We start from the raw sequence: 14,263 nt of genomic DNA on the forward strand, positions 1-14,263 counted from the left end.
GGCGCGAACCCGGCTAGTGCTTCCCGCCGCTTCGGCCGTCGCCTTCCTGGCCCTTTCCGGACGTGTTGTCCGTGCCGCCAGAGGCGCCGCCGGAGTTGTTGCCGGACGTGCCGTTGCCCGAGGTGCCTGTGCCGCCCTTGCCGGTGTTGTCCGACTTGCCTGTGGCGGCCGGCCTGCTCGGTGTGGCGGTCGTGCGCGTCAGCTGTTCGGAGCAGTACGCGGCGACCTTGTCCTCGCCGCCGGCGGCCGTGACGAGCCGTTGCCAGGCCGTCGCGTCGAGCGCCTTGCCCCGGCTCCGGACCTGCTCGTAGGCACGGCAGTGGGCCTCGGTGTCCTGGGCGGACGGCGGGCGGTCCGCCGACCGGTTGCCGTCGGAGGGAGCCGACGGCCCGGTGCCGCCCGGCCGCTCGGAGGCGACCGCCGACGGGTGCCCGGTATGCGGGCCGGCGCCGGTACCGCCCGTCGACGAGCCGGCGGAGCCGATGGCGGCGACGGCGACGCCGCCCAGGGCGAGGCTGGCGAACACCGCGCCGAACGTCATCTTCAGCGGGCGCCGGGCCCGCCGCTCCGCGGCCGGCCGCCAGTCGTCGCGCCGCCGGGTCCGTGCGTGGTGCGTCCCGGTGGCGCGAGCGTCCCGGAACGCGGCCACGGCGTGCTGCTCGGCCCGGGGGTCGATTTCGCCGGTGCGCAGGACGGCGGCCAGCGCCTTCTCCAGCGCGGCCTCAGCCGCACCCGGCGCGGACACGGCGCCGGGCCGCACACGTCGACGGCCCTGGACTCCGTCGCCGCTCAGCCGTTCACCCATGTCCGTCTTCCGTTCTCGTCCGTTCCTGTCCGGCCGTTTCGATTGCTTCGATGCACCGGGCCGTTCGGGGCACCGGGTCGTGCGGTGCGCCGGGCCCGGCACCTGTCCGTCGGCCGCTGTGGCAGGAGTCGTTCATATCGACTCCCCCAGCGTTCGTGAGGCCCCATCCGTCACACCCGTCTCCGCCTCGCCGCCGATTCCGAGTTGCCGCGCGAGGCGTTTCAGGCCCCGGTGGGCCGCGGTGCGCACCGCTCCGGGGCGCTTGCCGAGGACGCGTGCGGCGGCGGGGCCGTCGAGTCCGACCACGACCCGCAGCAGCACGGCCTCGGCCTGGTCCCGGGGCAGCCCGCGGACGAGTTCCAGGGCCCGCTCGGTGGAGAGGGACTCCAGGGCCTGCTCGTGGGTGCTGTGCGGACCGGGCAGGTCCAGCACGTCCTGCTCGGTCCCGCCCGCCCGGGGCCGCACCCGCTGGCGGCGCAGATGGTCCAGCGCCCGGTGCCGGGCGATGGTCGCGGTCCAGCCGCGGAAACCGGCGCCGTCGCCCTTGAACCGCCCGAGGTCGCGGGCTATCTCCAGCCAGGCGTCGGCGGCCACGTCCTCGGCGTCGTCGCCGACGATGCCGTGCAGATAGCCGAGCAGACCCGGCTGCACGAACCGGTAGGCGACCGCGAAGGCGGCCTCGTCGCCCTCCTGGGCCCGTGCGACCGCCGCGCCGAGTTCCCCGTCGTACGCCTGTACGCGCCGGGGTTGCCGTACCTGGCCCAAAATTGCCCTCGTTCGCACCGGTTCATAGCGATTTCCTGCCGTCCGTCGCGCTCCGGACGCATCGACGGCCCCCCACAGTGACCAGCGTCCGCGCTCACAGAAATGTCACAACGCACCAGGAGCCCCTCACGCGCCACCGTTGACCGGCGGCCACGGCCGGGTGACGTTTCCCCCGGGCGGCGCGCTGGGGGAGTGCCGGGTGCGGCACACGCGGGCCGGCCGACCGATCGCCCGCACCGCTGCCGCAGCCCGCCCCGGACCCCTCTCCGTGTCGTCCGTGACTCCCCCCCTTGGGCGGCACGGAGAGGGATGGGGCGGCCAGGGCCCCGACCACTGCACAGGGCCCGGCCGCCCCGCGCGCCCCGCACCGCCCTCGGCCTCCTCGCGCCCCGCACCGGGGGCGGCCGGTCCGGACCCCCTCCCGTTACGGCCGCGTGATGCTTAGGCACCCCCGTGCGCTCCTTGTGGCATGAGCGCGTACCTCCGTCTGCGAGCGGTGCCGCCGCCGGCACTGCGCAACAGCCCGACCTGGCTGGAACGGCTTTTCGAGGGTGACTCGGAGACCGTCCGCCGCTACCGCGACCAGGAGCGCCTCTACGCCGGCGCTTCCCCGCACCCCCTTGCCCAGGACCGGCCCCAGACCCAGGTGGTGCTCGGCGGCCGGCCGGTGTTCCGCACCGACCGGCACAAGCCACCGCTGCTGGTGCTGACGGCGGCCCAGACCCGCCGGGTGTCCGGGTTCCTGGCGATGGCCGACTTCGACGCCCTGTGGCACTTCGCCCGGGACACGCTGCTGCCGCGCTACGGCGGCGTGCGAGCGGAGCCCGAGACATGGAGTGCGTTCGCGGCGGCGCACCGGGAACTGACCGCGTTCTACACGCACACGGCCGAGCGCGGGGACGCGGTGGTGAAGTGGCTGCCCGAGGAGCCCGAGGGGTGCGCAGTGCCTGCCGAGGGGTGAGGTGTAACAGTTCCGGGCCGCCGCGCTCTGTCCATGCGGACGACCATGTCGGTCGGCCAGGACAGGGGACACGACTCGTGCGGTGGACGGACGAAAGCGGCAGAACGTACGGCGAGGAGCCGTACGGCGGTGCCGGGTACGGGTATGCCTACGGTCACGACGGCGGCGGCGCCTTCGCCGACACGGCCACGCTGTCGTACGACGCCGCGCGCCAGGCGCAGTGGCCGTACCCGCAGCCGGCGGTGTGGGACGCCGCGTACGGGGACGTCGGCACCGTGCCGTCCCCGGCCCCGCAGACCGACACACAGCCCATCCCTTTCGCTCAGCCCATCCCTTTCGTGCCGGAACCGGGCTGGTCGGAGCAGAACTGGGGAGCGGGGCAGAACTGGGAGACGGAACCGGTCCCGGACGGTGAGCCGGGCACATCGGCGAGCGAGCCGGAGCGGCCCGTCTTCGTGGACTCCTCGGGGCAACGCCAGCGCCGCGCGCTGCGCGCCGCCCGGCTGCTGATGATTCCGGCCGGCGGCTATGTCGCCCTGCTGATCAGCACCCTGCTGGGCGGTCCGAGCGTCAGCGCCCCGTTCGTCCCCCAGCCGGACACCGCGCACCCGGCCAAGCCCGGCGTGACCACGCCCGACTCCCCCGCCGGCACCGGCCGCCCGGCGGGCAGCGCGAACCCCGCCGCGGTGCACGCAGCCCCCCGTCCCACGGCGCGGAAGACGTCCGGCCGGACGGCGGCCCCGACCGCCCCCGCGGCCACGGCCGGGCCCGCCGGGACCACCGCGCCGACCTCCACCTCGGCCCCCGCCCCGTTGTCGAAGGGGCGTGCCCTCGGCTCGTCCCACAAGCCCGTGAAGTGATCCAAGGCCCGAAGTGACCGACCGCCGACGCCGTACCGCCCCCGCCCGCCGCAAGGCCCCTGTCCGCCGCCGCGGCCGCACCCGCCAGATCACACCGCGCACCCACTGGCTCCTGCTGAGCGTGCTCATGGTGACCCTGTCGACGGCCCTCCTGCTGCAGGGCTACACCCACCACATGTTCGGGATCAGCCAGGACGACGTGACCGGTGCCCGCGGCCGTGCCGACGCGGTGCCCGGCCGGGTGACCCACGGCGGCCCGGTGATCGCGAACGCCGCCGGCTCCCCGCACACCGTCCGGGTCGAGGACCGCACCATCGCCCTCACCTTCGACGACGGCCCCGACCCCACCTGGACGCCGCGCGTCCTCGACGTGCTGCGCCGCAACCACGTGCACGCGACCTTCTTCGTCGTCGGCACCGAGGTCGTGGACCACCCGGACCTGGTCCGCCGGATGCTCGCCGACGGCCACCAGATCGGCATCCACACCTTCACGCACCCCGACCTGGCCCGCCTCGCCCCATGGCAGCGTTCCCTGGAACTGCGCGAGACACAGCTCGCGGTGGCCGGCGCGGCCGGGGTCACCACCGCACTGCTGAGACCGCCGTACTCCTCGAAGAACGCCGCGCTGGACGACGCCGACTGGTCCGTCCTGAAGCAGGCCGACCAGGCGGGCTACGTCACGGTGCTGTCCACCCAGGACGCCGAGGACTGGCAGCGACCCGGCACCGCCCGCGTCCTCGCGAACGCGACCCCGCACGGCCACGCCGGGCAGATCCTGCTGATGCACGACGGCGGCGGTGACCGCTCCCAGACCGTCGCCGCCCTGAACACCCTGATCCCGCGGCTCAAGGCGCACGGCTTCCGGTTCGCGACGGTCGGCGCGGCGGTCGGCATGGCCGGCCCCGTCCAGCGCGCCGGCCTCGGCGACCACCTGCAGGGCATGGCCCTCATCGCCGTGCTGAAGACCGGCGACTGGGCCGTCCGGCTGCTGGGCGTGCTGATGTACGCGGCCGGAGCGATCAGCGTGCTGCGCGCGGCGGTCGTGCTGATCGCGGCCCGCCGGCACCGAAAGCTGCGCACGGGGCGCCGGGGCCGCTCCTGGGGGCCGCCGGTGGCCGAACCGGTCAGCGTCATCGTCCCCGCGTACAACGAGAGCGCCGGGATCGAGGCGGCCGTGCGCTCCCTCGTCGCCTCGGACCACCCGGTGGAGGTGATCGTGGTGGACGACGGCTCCACCGACGGCACCGCGGACCTGGTGGAGTCGCTGCGGCTGCCCGGGGTGCGGGTGATCCGGCAGGAGAACGCGGGCAAACCGGCCGCGCTCAACACCGGGCTCGCCGCGGCCTCCTGCGAGCTGGTGGTCATGGTCGACGGCGACACGGTCTTCGAACCCGGCACCGTCCGCACCCTCGTGCAGCCCTTCGCCGACCCCCGGGTGGGCGCCGTCTCGGGCAACGCCAAGGTCGTCAACCGCGGCGGCCTGCTGGGCCGTTGGCAGCACATCGAGTACGTGATCGGCTTCAACCTCGACCGCCGGCTGTTCGACCTCGCCCAGTGCATGCCGACCGTGCCCGGAGCGGTCGGCGCCTTCCGCCGCCGGGCCCTGCTGGACCTCGGCGGCGTCAGCGACGTCACCCTCGCCGAGGACACCGACCTCACCATGGCGCTGTGCCGCGACGGCTGGCGCGTGGTGTACGAGGAGGGGGCGGTGGCCTGGACGGAGGCACCCGCGTCCCTGAACGCCCTGTGGCGGCAGCGGTACCGCTGGTGCTACGGCACCCTGCAGGCGATGTGGAAGCACCGCGGCGCGCTGGTGCAGCGCGGCGCCGCCGGCAAACTGGGCCGCCGGGGCCTGGTCTACCTCCTCCTCTTCCAGGTCCTGCTGCCGCTGCTCGCGCCGGTCGTGGACATCTTCGCCGTGTACGGCCTGGTCTTCCTCGACCCCCTCCGGATCGCCGGCCTGTGGCTGGCCTTCCTGCTGCTGCAACTCGGCATGGGCCTGTACGCCTTCCGCCTGGACGGCGAACGCCCCGGCCCGCTGTGGAGCCTGCCGCTCCAGCAGTTCGTCTACCGGCAGCTGATGTACCTGGTGGTGATCCAGTCCGTCTTCACCGCCGTGTCCGGCTCCCGCCTGCGCTGGCAGCGCATGGAGCGCTACGGCAGCCTGCAGGCTCCGCCGGGCACGGACCTCTCCGGACCCTCGGGCCACGCCCCGACCACGGCGGAACCGTACGGGGGCGTTGCACGGCCGGACCCGTACCGGGGCGCCGCGCAGCCGGAACCCTACGGGGGACCTCCCCGGCCCGCGCCGGTCCCCGTGCCCCCGGCCGGCCACGAACAGCCGGTCCCCCGCGACGCCACCCAGTGGTACTGAAAGGAAAGTGATCCGAGCCCATGAGCGGAACCCGGCGCCGACCGCCGCAGCGCGGCAGCTCCGGCAGCCGTGCGGCGGCCGGCCGCGGCAGGCGGCGCCGTACCGGCGTGCGGAAACGTTGGATCGACTATCCCAGAGCGGGCCGCACCGGCCCGCGCCGCTGGCTGCCGTCGTGGCGTCAGGTGGCGTCGTCGTTCCTGTTCTGCGTCGGCGCCGTGGCCGCGGCGGTCGGGTACGCCTACGCCACGATCACCATTCCCGACCCGAACCCCAAGGCGCTGCTCCAGAACAACGTCTACTACTGGTCCGACGGCAGCGTGCTGGCGACCGACGGCAGCGTCAACCGGGAGAACGTCACCCTGGCGCAGGTCCCCGCCGACGTGCAGGGGGACTTCATCGCCGCCGAGAACGCCTCCTTCTACACCGACCCGGGCATCGACCCGCAGGGCATCGCGCGCGCCCTCGTGCACATGGCCGAGGGCGGCGACGTCCAGTCCGGCTCGACGATCACCCAGCAGTTCGTCAAGAACACCTACCTCGACCAGTCGCAGACGCTCTCCCGCAAGTTCAAGGAGGTGCTCATCTCCGCCAAGATCGGCGCGAGCATGAGCAAGCAGCAGATTCTCCAGGGCTATCTGAACACCTGCTACTTCGGCCGGCAGGCCAACGGCATCCAGGCCGCGGCCCGCGTGTACTACGGACTCCCGGTCGAGAAGCTCAGCGTGAGCCAGGGCGCGTTCCTCGCCGCCGCGGTCAACGAGCCGAGCCTCATCCAGTACGCGGACACCGACCCCACGGCCCGGGCCCGGGCGCAGGCCCGCTGGTCCTGGGTGCTGGACCGGATGGTCAAGACCGGCAAGCTGACGGAGCGGCAACGCGCCCGCATCGCGGCGGCCGGCTTCCCGACGCCCAGGAAGTGGGCCCCCGGATCCGGGCTCACCGGCCAGACCGGCTATCTGGTCCAGCTGGCCCGTTCGTACGCCCAGGCACACGACCCCGGCATCACCGACAGCGGCCTGAGCCGGGGCGGTTACCAGATCCACACCACCTTCGACCGCAAGCGGACGGCGGAACTGGCCAAGGCCGTGGCGAAGGTGCGCACGGAACGCCTCGACCCCGCCCACCGGACCGCCGACCGGAACGTCCAGGTCGGCGCCGCCTCGGTGGACCCGGCGACCGGCCGGATCCTGGCCGTCTACGGCGGCCCCGGCTACCAGCAGGCCCACTACTCGGACAACGCCGACACCTCCGGCGTCCCGGTGGGGTCCACGTTCAAACCTGTCGTCCTCGCCTCCGCGCTCCAGTACGGGGCCGTCCTCAAACCCGGCACGCCCCCGGCACCGATCACCCCGAGCAGCAAGTTCGACGGCGACGACGGCATCCAGATCAAGGACCGGCAGGGCAACTACGTCACCGACGACAAGGACCCCACCGGCCTCCTCCACCAGCACAACGACACCACGCACCGCTGGGGGTACATCTCCCTGCGCACGGCGATGGAGCAGTCGGTCAACACGCCGTACGTGCAGCTCGGCGAGGACGTCGGCTACGACGACGTGGCCCGCACGGCGAAGACCCTGGGCCTGCGCCCACAGAGCCTCGCCGCGTCCAGCGCCGGCTTCTACATCGGCACCTCCACCCCGAGCGCCATCCGCATGGCGGGCGCCTACGCGACCTTCGCCGCCTCCGGGATGCAGGCCGACCCGTATTCGGTGACCAAGGTGACCCACAACGGTTCCGTACTGCCCGGCTTCACCGCCCCCGCCCCCGTACGGGCCCTGCCGGCGGCGGTCGCCGACAACGTGACCGACGTCCTGCGGGGCGTCATCGCCCGGGGCACCGGCACCAAGGCCCAGGCGCTCGGCCGTACGGCGGCGGGCAAGACCGGGACCACCGACGACTACCGCTCGGCCTGGTTCATCGGCTACACCCGGCAACTCGCCACCTCCGTCGTGCTGTTCAAGGAGGACCCGGCCCACCCGCAGCTGCAGTCCCTGGCCGGTGTCGGCGGCCTGCAGAAGGTGTTCGGCGGGGACATCCCGACCGAGATCTGGACCCGGTACATGCGCGACGCCCTGTCCGGCCTGCCCGACCTCCCGTTCCCCACCCCGGCGTCCCTGGGCGCCGGCAGCAACGAGCCCGGCATGCCGTCGCCCAAGCCCAGCCCGACCCGCAAACACGCCGACAGGCCGGGCAAGCGGCCGACCGCCACGGTGACCCCCAAGCCGGGCCAGCAACCGACGCCCACCAAGTGCCATGCGCACAAGTGCCGTTGACGGCATTGACGGCACTTCGCCCCGCCGGACGACCGGCGGGGCGAAGTGATCCGTTGGGTTCGCTCTGTTACTTGGTGAAGGCGGCGACGCCGTTCGGGGTGCCGAGACCCGTAGGCCCGTCGTAGCCCTTGCCCGCCTTGCACAGGTAGGTGCCGCAGGACCCGTTGGAGCCGTCGGTGACGTCGTTCAGCTTGTCCGGGTGGGCGTAGGGGTAGGACGCCGGGACGTCACCGGAGCCCGGCGTGCCCGCGAGGGCGTAGACGCCGGCGACGAGCGGCGCCGAGGCACTGGTGCCGCCGTACACGTTCCAGCCGCCGGCCTGGTAGGTGTCGTAGACGGCGAGACCGGTGGCCGGGTCGGCGACGGCCGCGACGTCGGCGACGGCCCGCTTGGCGCAGCCGGTGTCCTTCTGCCAGGACGGCTTGGCGTCGAACTGCGAGCAGCCCGAGCCCGCTCCGTCGCCGCCGGCGGAGGTGCCCCACACGGACTCGGACCAGCCGCGGCTGCTGCCGTCCTTCTTGAGCGAGGTGCCGCCGACGGCCGTCACGTACTGCGAGGCGGCCGGGTACTCGGTGCCGTAGCCGCTGTCGCCGGAGCTGACGGTGATCGCGACGCCGGGGTGCTTGAAGTACTTGTCGTCGGCGGAGGCGTCGGCGGCCTCCTCGCTGCCGCCGTAGCTGTTGGAGACGTACTTGGCGCCCTGCTTGACCGCCTGGTTCACGGCCGCGCCGAGGTCGTCCATGCCGGCGGACTTGGCCTCGACGAGCAGGATGTGGCACTGCGGGCAGGCCGCGCTGACCATGTCGACGTCGAGGGAGATCTCCCCGGCCCAACCGGCGTCCGGCGCAGGATAGTTCGTGCCGCCGTCCTGGTCGATCTTCTTGAAGCAGCCGTTGCCCGTGCTGCACTCCGGCAGGCCGTACTGGGACCGGTAGGCCGCCAGGTCCTTCTCGGCGTTGGGGTCGTCGTTCGCGTCGACGATCGCGACGGTGGCGCCCTTGCCGCCGTCCTTGGGGAGGTCGTAGGCGGCCTGCAGATCCGCCGGTCCGAAGCCCTTGGGGGTGTCGTGCCGGCCGAGGGACGTCCGCGGTGTCAGGTCGGTGCGGACGACCGCCTGGCAGGCCATGTAGCCGGGCTTGCCGGGCTCCGCACACAGCTGCCGTGTGTGTACGGCGGATGTGGTGGGGGAGGCGAAGGCCGCCGCCTGGGTGGCGACCGCCAGGCCGCCGGTGATCAGGGCCGCTGCGGACAGGAGCGCGGGCGCGCCGCGGCGTATCAAGGTCCTTCTGCGGTGAGACTGCAATGAACTGCCCTCCGTGGGGGGATGGATGGCGGCTCCGCACCGACGGCCGGATCGAGGTCGGTCATGGCCTAGCTAGTCATGTCCATGACAACCACTTTCCGCTGGGGGTGGCCGATGAGAGCCGATTGCCTGTCGGGCATCTCGCTGATGCTGCCACCCCGGTCAGTGGTGGCTACACATGAGGCTATGGACAATGTGCCGAAGAGAACAGGGGCGGTTGGTAAAAAACTCGCACCCAACTCACCGGCCGCGCCCGGTACGTTGTGCAGCCATGGAGCTTGAAGACGGGACCATCAACGACCTGATGTCGCTGGGCCTGGCCCGGTACGAGGCACGGGTCTACCTGACCCTCATCAGGCGTGGTTCTTACACCGCCGCCGAGGTGGCGCGCGAGGCCGACGTACCGCGCCAGCGCGTGTACGACGTGCTGGACGCCCTCGTACGGCGGCACCTGGTCACCACCCACCCCGGTCGGGTGGCCACGTACTCCGCCGTCACGCCCGAACTGGCCCTCGCCCGCCTGATGACCGCGCAACGGGAGTCCGTCGACCGGCTGGAGCGGGTCTCGCAGGACTTGGCCGGCATCCTCCAGCCCCTGTGGTCCCAGGGCCGGGACCACACCGACCCGCTGGACTACATCGAGATCCTGCGCGACCCGAAGGCGATCGCCGAACGCTTCGCCGACATCCAGCGGCAGGCACGGCACGAACTGCTCACCTTCTGCAAACCCCCGTTCGTCGCCCCCACCGAGAACGCGGACGGCCTCGCGGTGGTCCACCGGCTCAACCGCTCGGGCGGCACCGTCCGCGCGATCTACCTCGACGACGCCCTGGACGACCCCGAGACGGTGGACCACGTACGGCGCTTCGCCGCGGCGGGGGAGGAGGCCCGTTTCGCCCCCGAACTCCCCCTGAAACTGGTCATCGCCGACGCTTCCCTTGTCCTGTGCGACATGCCCGACCCCGTGGCCGGCGCCGACTCCACCACCACCCTCTTCATCGAGCACCCGGCCCTCGCGGGCTGCCTGCGCCTGGCCTTCCACACGGTGTGGACGAACGCCGCGCCCGCCCCTCATGACGGTGCGTGAAGTCGGCCCGCACTGTGGGGCGTGCCGCTGTCCGGGTGCTCGTGGGGCAGCGAGGCGCGCACGAATCGGGCGCAGTACTCGTCGCACGAGCCGAACGCCGCGAAGTTCCGTCGTGCCTGACCCAGGCTGAGGTCGAGGTTGGACCCGCCGCGCACCACATGGGCGTCGTGCTGGTCCTGCCCGTCCTCCGCCCCGCCGCAGACATTTGTTCCGCGGGCCACCTGTGGCTCGGTGAAATGGTCGCCACCGCGGGGCTGGTGCTGCTCGTCCTCGGGCTCGGACGCACCGGCCGGGACCGCCTCGCGCCGGTGGCCGTGGCGTCGTACATCGGAGCGGCCTACTGGTTCACGTCCTCCACGTCGTTCGCCAACCCGGCCGTCACCATCGGCCGCGCCTTCACCGACACGTTCGCCGGTATCGCACCCGCCTCGGTCGGCCCGTTCGTCGCGGCACAGATCGCCGGCGCCGTACTCGGCCTCGGACTCGTGGCCTGCGTGTTCGCCCACCCGGCGCCCAGGCGGGCCGCCGCCGTCCCGGCCCAGGGCGACCCCGAACTCGCCGCGCCCTCCCGCTCCTGACCCGCCGCACCGGAAAGAACCCCGCCATGACCCCTGCCGACCAGCGCCCCTGCGTCCTCTTCGTCTGGTGCGCTCCGCCGGCTCCGCACCCGCCGACAGCGTCAACCCCGCTGTCGTCGCGGCCATGACCGAGGTCGGCATCGACATCGCGGCCGAGGTGCCCAAGGTGCTCACCGTGGAGGCGGTCCAGGCGTCCGACGTCGTGATCACGATGGGCTGCGGCGATACCTGCCCCGTGTTCCCCGGCAAGCGCTACCTCGACTGGGAGCTCCCCGACCCCGCGGGGCAGGGAGTCGAAGCCGTCCGCCCGATCCGCGACGAGATCGAGAAGCGCGTGCGCGGCCTGATCGACGAGATCACCCCGTTGGGCTGACCATTTCGTACCGGTTCTCACTACTTAGTGTTAGCCCACGCTGATGATGTCAGTGGCTCGGCCGCGGACCGGCCGCCGGGTCGCCCTACTGGAGCCGGCCTGCGGAAACGAGGCTGAACCACTGCGTGTCCAGCCTCTGGGGCGGCGTGTGTGCGTGGCGTTCGGGCGTACCTGGGGCAGACACCCGACGTGGAGATCCATCACCGCAAAGTCTTTCTTATTTACACTTGCGCCGTCACACAGCGTGAGGACTAATGTGAGAAGCGTGATCGAAGCGCTGCGTAGCCCGCGGCGCAACCATGTGCTCGGCGCAGTGCTGACCGTTGCGCTTGTCGCGCAGTCAGCAGCGCTCGTCGCCCAGCAGGTGCAGATCGACGATCTGCAGACCCAGCCCATCGACTTCCAGGACCAACAGCTCGTGCCCGGCCCCTCCGGCCCGTCCGGCCCCTCCGGCCCTCGCGGTCCTGCCGGCCCCATGGGCCCGCCGGGCAAGGACGGGACCGACGGGAAGGACGGGACCGAGGGGCGTGCCGGGAAGGACGGGAAGGACGGGACCAACGGGAAGGACGCTGTCGCCCCGCCGGCGCCTGCGGCGAGCTAGACCCTCGACCGCAGGCTTGCGAGGCCGGATGGCGCCATCGCGGTTGCGGACGCTCGCCCGGGAGCGGGTCGGTGCCCCGGCCCCTGGTGCGCCCGCTTCGGCCAGGCCGTGAAGTCGCGCCTTGAGCAAGTGAATACGGGCTACGTGCTCGCTTCCGTCACACAGCGTGAGGAACGATGTGAGAAACGTGAACGAGGTGTTGCGCGGCCCGCAGCGCCGCCTTCTGCTCGGCGCACTGCTGACCATCGCGGTCGCCGCGCAGTCAGCTGCGATCGTCGCCCACCAGCAGCAGCTCGACGCAATCCAGTCACGACGCATCGACCTCCAGGGCGACGGCGTCAAGCAGGGCCCGCCCGGCCCGCCCGGACCCTCAGGTCCCTCGGGTGCGGCCGGTCCTACCGGCCCGCCAGGCAAAACGGGCCGCCACGGCAAGGACGGTCATCCCGGTAGGCCGGGCCCCAACGGCAGAAGAGGACACAACGGCAGGAACGGGCAGGTCATCCACCTCGACCCAGTACGGGATGAGCCCGACTAGTCGGGGAGGAAGCCGGCCGGACGCGCTGATCGGTCTCCAGGCTCTGCCTGGGGGTTCCACCTGGAGCGGAGCAAGAGAACCTCCGCTGCCGGCCTGGCCGTCGGCATCCCCTCGTTCCCGGCGGCCGCAGGGGCGCGGTACCTTCGACGCCCCAGCGTGCCCCCGGGAGGAACCCACAGTGACCGTCGAACGCGTTGGCCCGCCCCTGTTCGGTACGGAGCGCGAGACGCTGCGGGCGTTCCTGGAGTTCCACCGGGCGACCCTGGCGATGAAGTGCGAGGGCCTCACGGAGGAGCAGCTCAAGGAGCGGTCGAGCCCGCCGTCCACCCTCTCCCTGCTCGCCCTGGTCCGGCACATGGCCGAGGTCGAACGCGCCTGGTTCCGCCGCGTGTTCGACGACAACGCCGCCCCGATGCTCTGGTCGGACAAGGAGTTCGACTTCCAGGCCGCGTACGACACCACGGGCGCGAGCGCCGAGGAGGCGTTCGCGGTGTGGGAGGCCGAGGTCGAGCACTCGCGCCGCATCGAGCGCGAGGCCGAGTCCCTGGACCTCGCCGGGTACCAGCCGCGCTGGGGCGAGGACGTGTCCCTGCGGATGGTGATGCTTCACATGATCCTGGAGTACGGCCGCCACAACGGCCACGCGGACTTCCTCCGCGAGGGCGTGGACGGCACGGTCGGCGCCTGACCCGAGCGCCCGCGACGGAAAGGGACCCGGGGCCGGCGCTCCGGGTGCGGACATGCCACACCGGTTGTCGCCGGAGCAGCCCTCGCGGCGACAACCGGGGGAACCAGGCCGGTACCGCCCTCGTGCGGCTCGCGGCTCAGTGCCGAACCGTTGGCCCCTACGGGACGCGGTTCGCGCGTCCGGCCGGCCACTGGCCGGGTGCCACATCCTTCGGGTTCCAACCAGCGGACGGCGCATCACCTGCCGACGTTCGCGAACTTCACCAGCCGAGCGCACCCTCGTCCGCTCGTGCGTCCCTGGCCGGCGCGGCCGGGGGCGCGTCGTGGCAGGTGAAGCCGAGCCGGGTCAGTGCCCGGCGCATCTCGACCACCGTGAAGTCCCGGCGGTTCTGCCTGGTGATCACCTCGCCGACCTGCATCACGGGGTAGACGCGGCGGTCGATGGTCACGGACACGCCGGTGACGGGTTCGGGCGTGATGCCGCTCATGGACTGCTCGACCTCGCTTTTGATCAGGTCGAACGGGAAACGGGCGATGACACAGCGCATGGATGCCTCCACAGGGGGATGGGGAAGGACGCCGGAGAGGCCGGCCGCGCGACGGCGGCCGGGCGGGGGCGGACGACGCTCAGGGCGTGAGAGCGAGGACCCCCAGGGCGTAACCGTGCTCGTCGATCACGGGGGACACGTCCAGGGTCCGGTCCCGCATGGCGGCTTCCGCCTCGCTGAGCACGGCCATGGACGGGGTGAACGGTCCGCGGTCGAGCGGGATGTCCCGCAGCCGCGTCCGGTCGCTGTACCACGTGCCGCCGCGGTGCGCGGCGAGCTGGTCCCGGGTGACCAGTCCCGCACACCGCCCGTCCTCGTCCCGCAGGAGCAGGTGCGGGACGCGGGCCCCGATGAGCACGGACAGGGCCACGTCGACCGCCATGTGGTCGTCCACCTGGGGTCCGGGAGCATGCATGGCGTCACGTGCGGTCAGACCGGTGCCGTCGGGCTGTCGTGTGCGGGGCGGAATCGGCGTCAAGCGCTTCTCCTCTTCGTCGGTCCGGGCGGGCC

The 14,263-nt window shown here is 72.6% G+C and carries 14 protein-coding genes and 2 pseudogenes; 10 read left to right on the forward strand and 6 right to left on the reverse strand.

All coding sequences use genetic code 11. From position 1 onward, the window contains the following. Positions 1-13: 13 nt before the first annotated feature. Complete coding sequence (locus tag ACQPXS_RS24930; protein ID WP_433451475.1) at positions 14-805, reverse strand: hypothetical protein; 792 nt, start codon at positions 803-805, stop codon at positions 14-16. Between the two features lie 132 nt (positions 806-937). Then, a complete protein-coding gene (locus tag ACQPXS_RS24935; protein WP_351803135.1) occupies positions 938-1,570 on the reverse strand; it encodes an RNA polymerase sigma factor in 633 nt (210 codons plus the stop codon). A 469-nt stretch (positions 1,571-2,039) separates the two neighbouring features. Between ACQPXS_RS24935 and ACQPXS_RS24940 the strand changes: the two genes are divergently transcribed. The 4 genes from ACQPXS_RS24940 to ACQPXS_RS24955 all read left to right on the forward strand — a co-directional run bounded on the left by ACQPXS_RS24940 (position 2,040) and on the right by ACQPXS_RS24955 (position 8,041). Next, positions 2,040-2,531 carry a DUF1877 family protein gene (locus ACQPXS_RS24940; protein ID WP_433451476.1) on the forward strand — a complete coding sequence of 164 codons (492 nt, stop codon included), beginning with the start codon at positions 2,040-2,042 and terminating at the stop codon, positions 2,529-2,531. A gap of 77 nt (positions 2,532-2,608) precedes the next feature. After that, positions 2,609-3,391, forward strand: a complete 783-nt coding sequence (locus tag ACQPXS_RS24945; RefSeq protein WP_433451477.1) for a hypothetical protein — start codon at positions 2,609-2,611, stop codon at positions 3,389-3,391. 127 nt (positions 3,392-3,518) lie between these two features. After that, a complete protein-coding gene (locus ACQPXS_RS24950; RefSeq protein WP_433455928.1) occupies positions 3,519-5,765 on the forward strand; it encodes a bifunctional polysaccharide deacetylase/glycosyltransferase family 2 protein in 2,247 nt (748 codons plus the stop codon). Between the two features lie 20 nt (positions 5,766-5,785). Continuing rightward, a complete protein-coding gene (locus ACQPXS_RS24955) occupies positions 5,786-8,041 on the forward strand; it encodes a transglycosylase domain-containing protein (RefSeq protein ID WP_433451478.1) in 2,256 nt (751 codons plus the stop codon). Between the two features lie 67 nt (positions 8,042-8,108). Here the strand turns inward: ACQPXS_RS24955 and ACQPXS_RS24960 are convergent, their stop codons facing one another. Then, the gene (locus tag ACQPXS_RS24960) at positions 8,109-9,320 is read right to left on the reverse strand and encodes a S53 family peptidase (protein WP_433451479.1); all 1,212 of its coding nucleotides are present in this window, start codon (positions 9,318-9,320) and stop codon (positions 8,109-8,111) included. 295 nt (positions 9,321-9,615) lie between these two features. Here ACQPXS_RS24960 and ACQPXS_RS24965 point away from each other — a divergent pair, with 295 nt between their 5' ends. Next, positions 9,616-10,431 carry a TrmB family transcriptional regulator gene (locus ACQPXS_RS24965; protein ID WP_433451480.1) on the forward strand — a complete coding sequence of 272 codons (816 nt, stop codon included), beginning with the start codon at positions 9,616-9,618 and terminating at the stop codon, positions 10,429-10,431. Here the strand turns inward: ACQPXS_RS24965 and ACQPXS_RS24970 are convergent. Beyond that, positions 10,416-10,652: a CPCC family cysteine-rich protein gene (locus ACQPXS_RS24970; protein WP_433451481.1), complete on the reverse strand. Its 237-nt coding sequence runs from the start codon at positions 10,650-10,652 to the stop codon at positions 10,416-10,418. The genes ACQPXS_RS24965 and ACQPXS_RS24970 overlap by 16 nt on opposite strands. On the opposite strand from ACQPXS_RS24970, the pseudogene ACQPXS_RS24975 reads away from it, so the two are divergent. The 5 genes and pseudogenes from ACQPXS_RS24975 to ACQPXS_RS24995 all read left to right on the forward strand — a co-directional run. Next, positions 10,638-11,009: pseudogene (locus ACQPXS_RS24975) on the forward strand (antitoxin); the annotation flags it as partial. The gene ACQPXS_RS24970 and the pseudogene ACQPXS_RS24975 sit on opposite strands and share 15 nt — an antisense overlap. A gap of 67 nt (positions 11,010-11,076) precedes the next feature. Beyond that, positions 11,077-11,382: pseudogene (locus ACQPXS_RS24980) on the forward strand (phosphotyrosine protein phosphatase); the annotation flags it as partial. A 265-nt stretch (positions 11,383-11,647) separates the two neighbouring features. After that, positions 11,648-11,983, forward strand: a complete 336-nt coding sequence (locus ACQPXS_RS24985) for a hypothetical protein (protein ID WP_433451483.1) — start codon at positions 11,648-11,650, stop codon at positions 11,981-11,983. Positions 11,984-12,170: 187 nt separating this feature from the next. After that, entirely contained in the window at positions 12,171-12,518 is a 348-nt protein-coding gene (locus ACQPXS_RS24990) for a hypothetical protein (protein ID WP_433451484.1), read from the forward strand. A gap of 178 nt (positions 12,519-12,696) precedes the next feature. Then, positions 12,697-13,206 (forward strand): DinB family protein, encoded by a 510-nt coding sequence (locus tag ACQPXS_RS24995; protein WP_433451485.1) that lies wholly within the window; start codon positions 12,697-12,699, stop codon positions 13,204-13,206. A 259-nt stretch (positions 13,207-13,465) separates the two neighbouring features. On the opposite strand, the gene ACQPXS_RS25000 is transcribed toward ACQPXS_RS24995, so the two are convergent. Both ACQPXS_RS25000 and ACQPXS_RS25005 read right to left on the reverse strand, forming a co-directional pair. Then, positions 13,466-13,753, reverse strand: coding sequence for an SCO5918 family protein (locus ACQPXS_RS25000; RefSeq protein WP_433451487.1), 288 nt, complete (start codon positions 13,751-13,753; stop codon positions 13,466-13,468). 79 nt (positions 13,754-13,832) lie between these two features. Then, positions 13,833-14,231 carry a CBS domain-containing protein gene (locus ACQPXS_RS25005; protein WP_433451489.1) on the reverse strand — a complete coding sequence of 133 codons (399 nt, stop codon included), beginning with the start codon at positions 14,229-14,231 and terminating at the stop codon, positions 13,833-13,835. Between the last annotated feature and the right edge of the window lie 32 nt (positions 14,232-14,263).

This window comes from Streptomyces sp. CA-142005 (genome assembly GCF_050942335.1).
Lineage (GTDB): Bacteria > Actinomycetota > Actinomycetes > Streptomycetales > Streptomycetaceae > Streptomyces.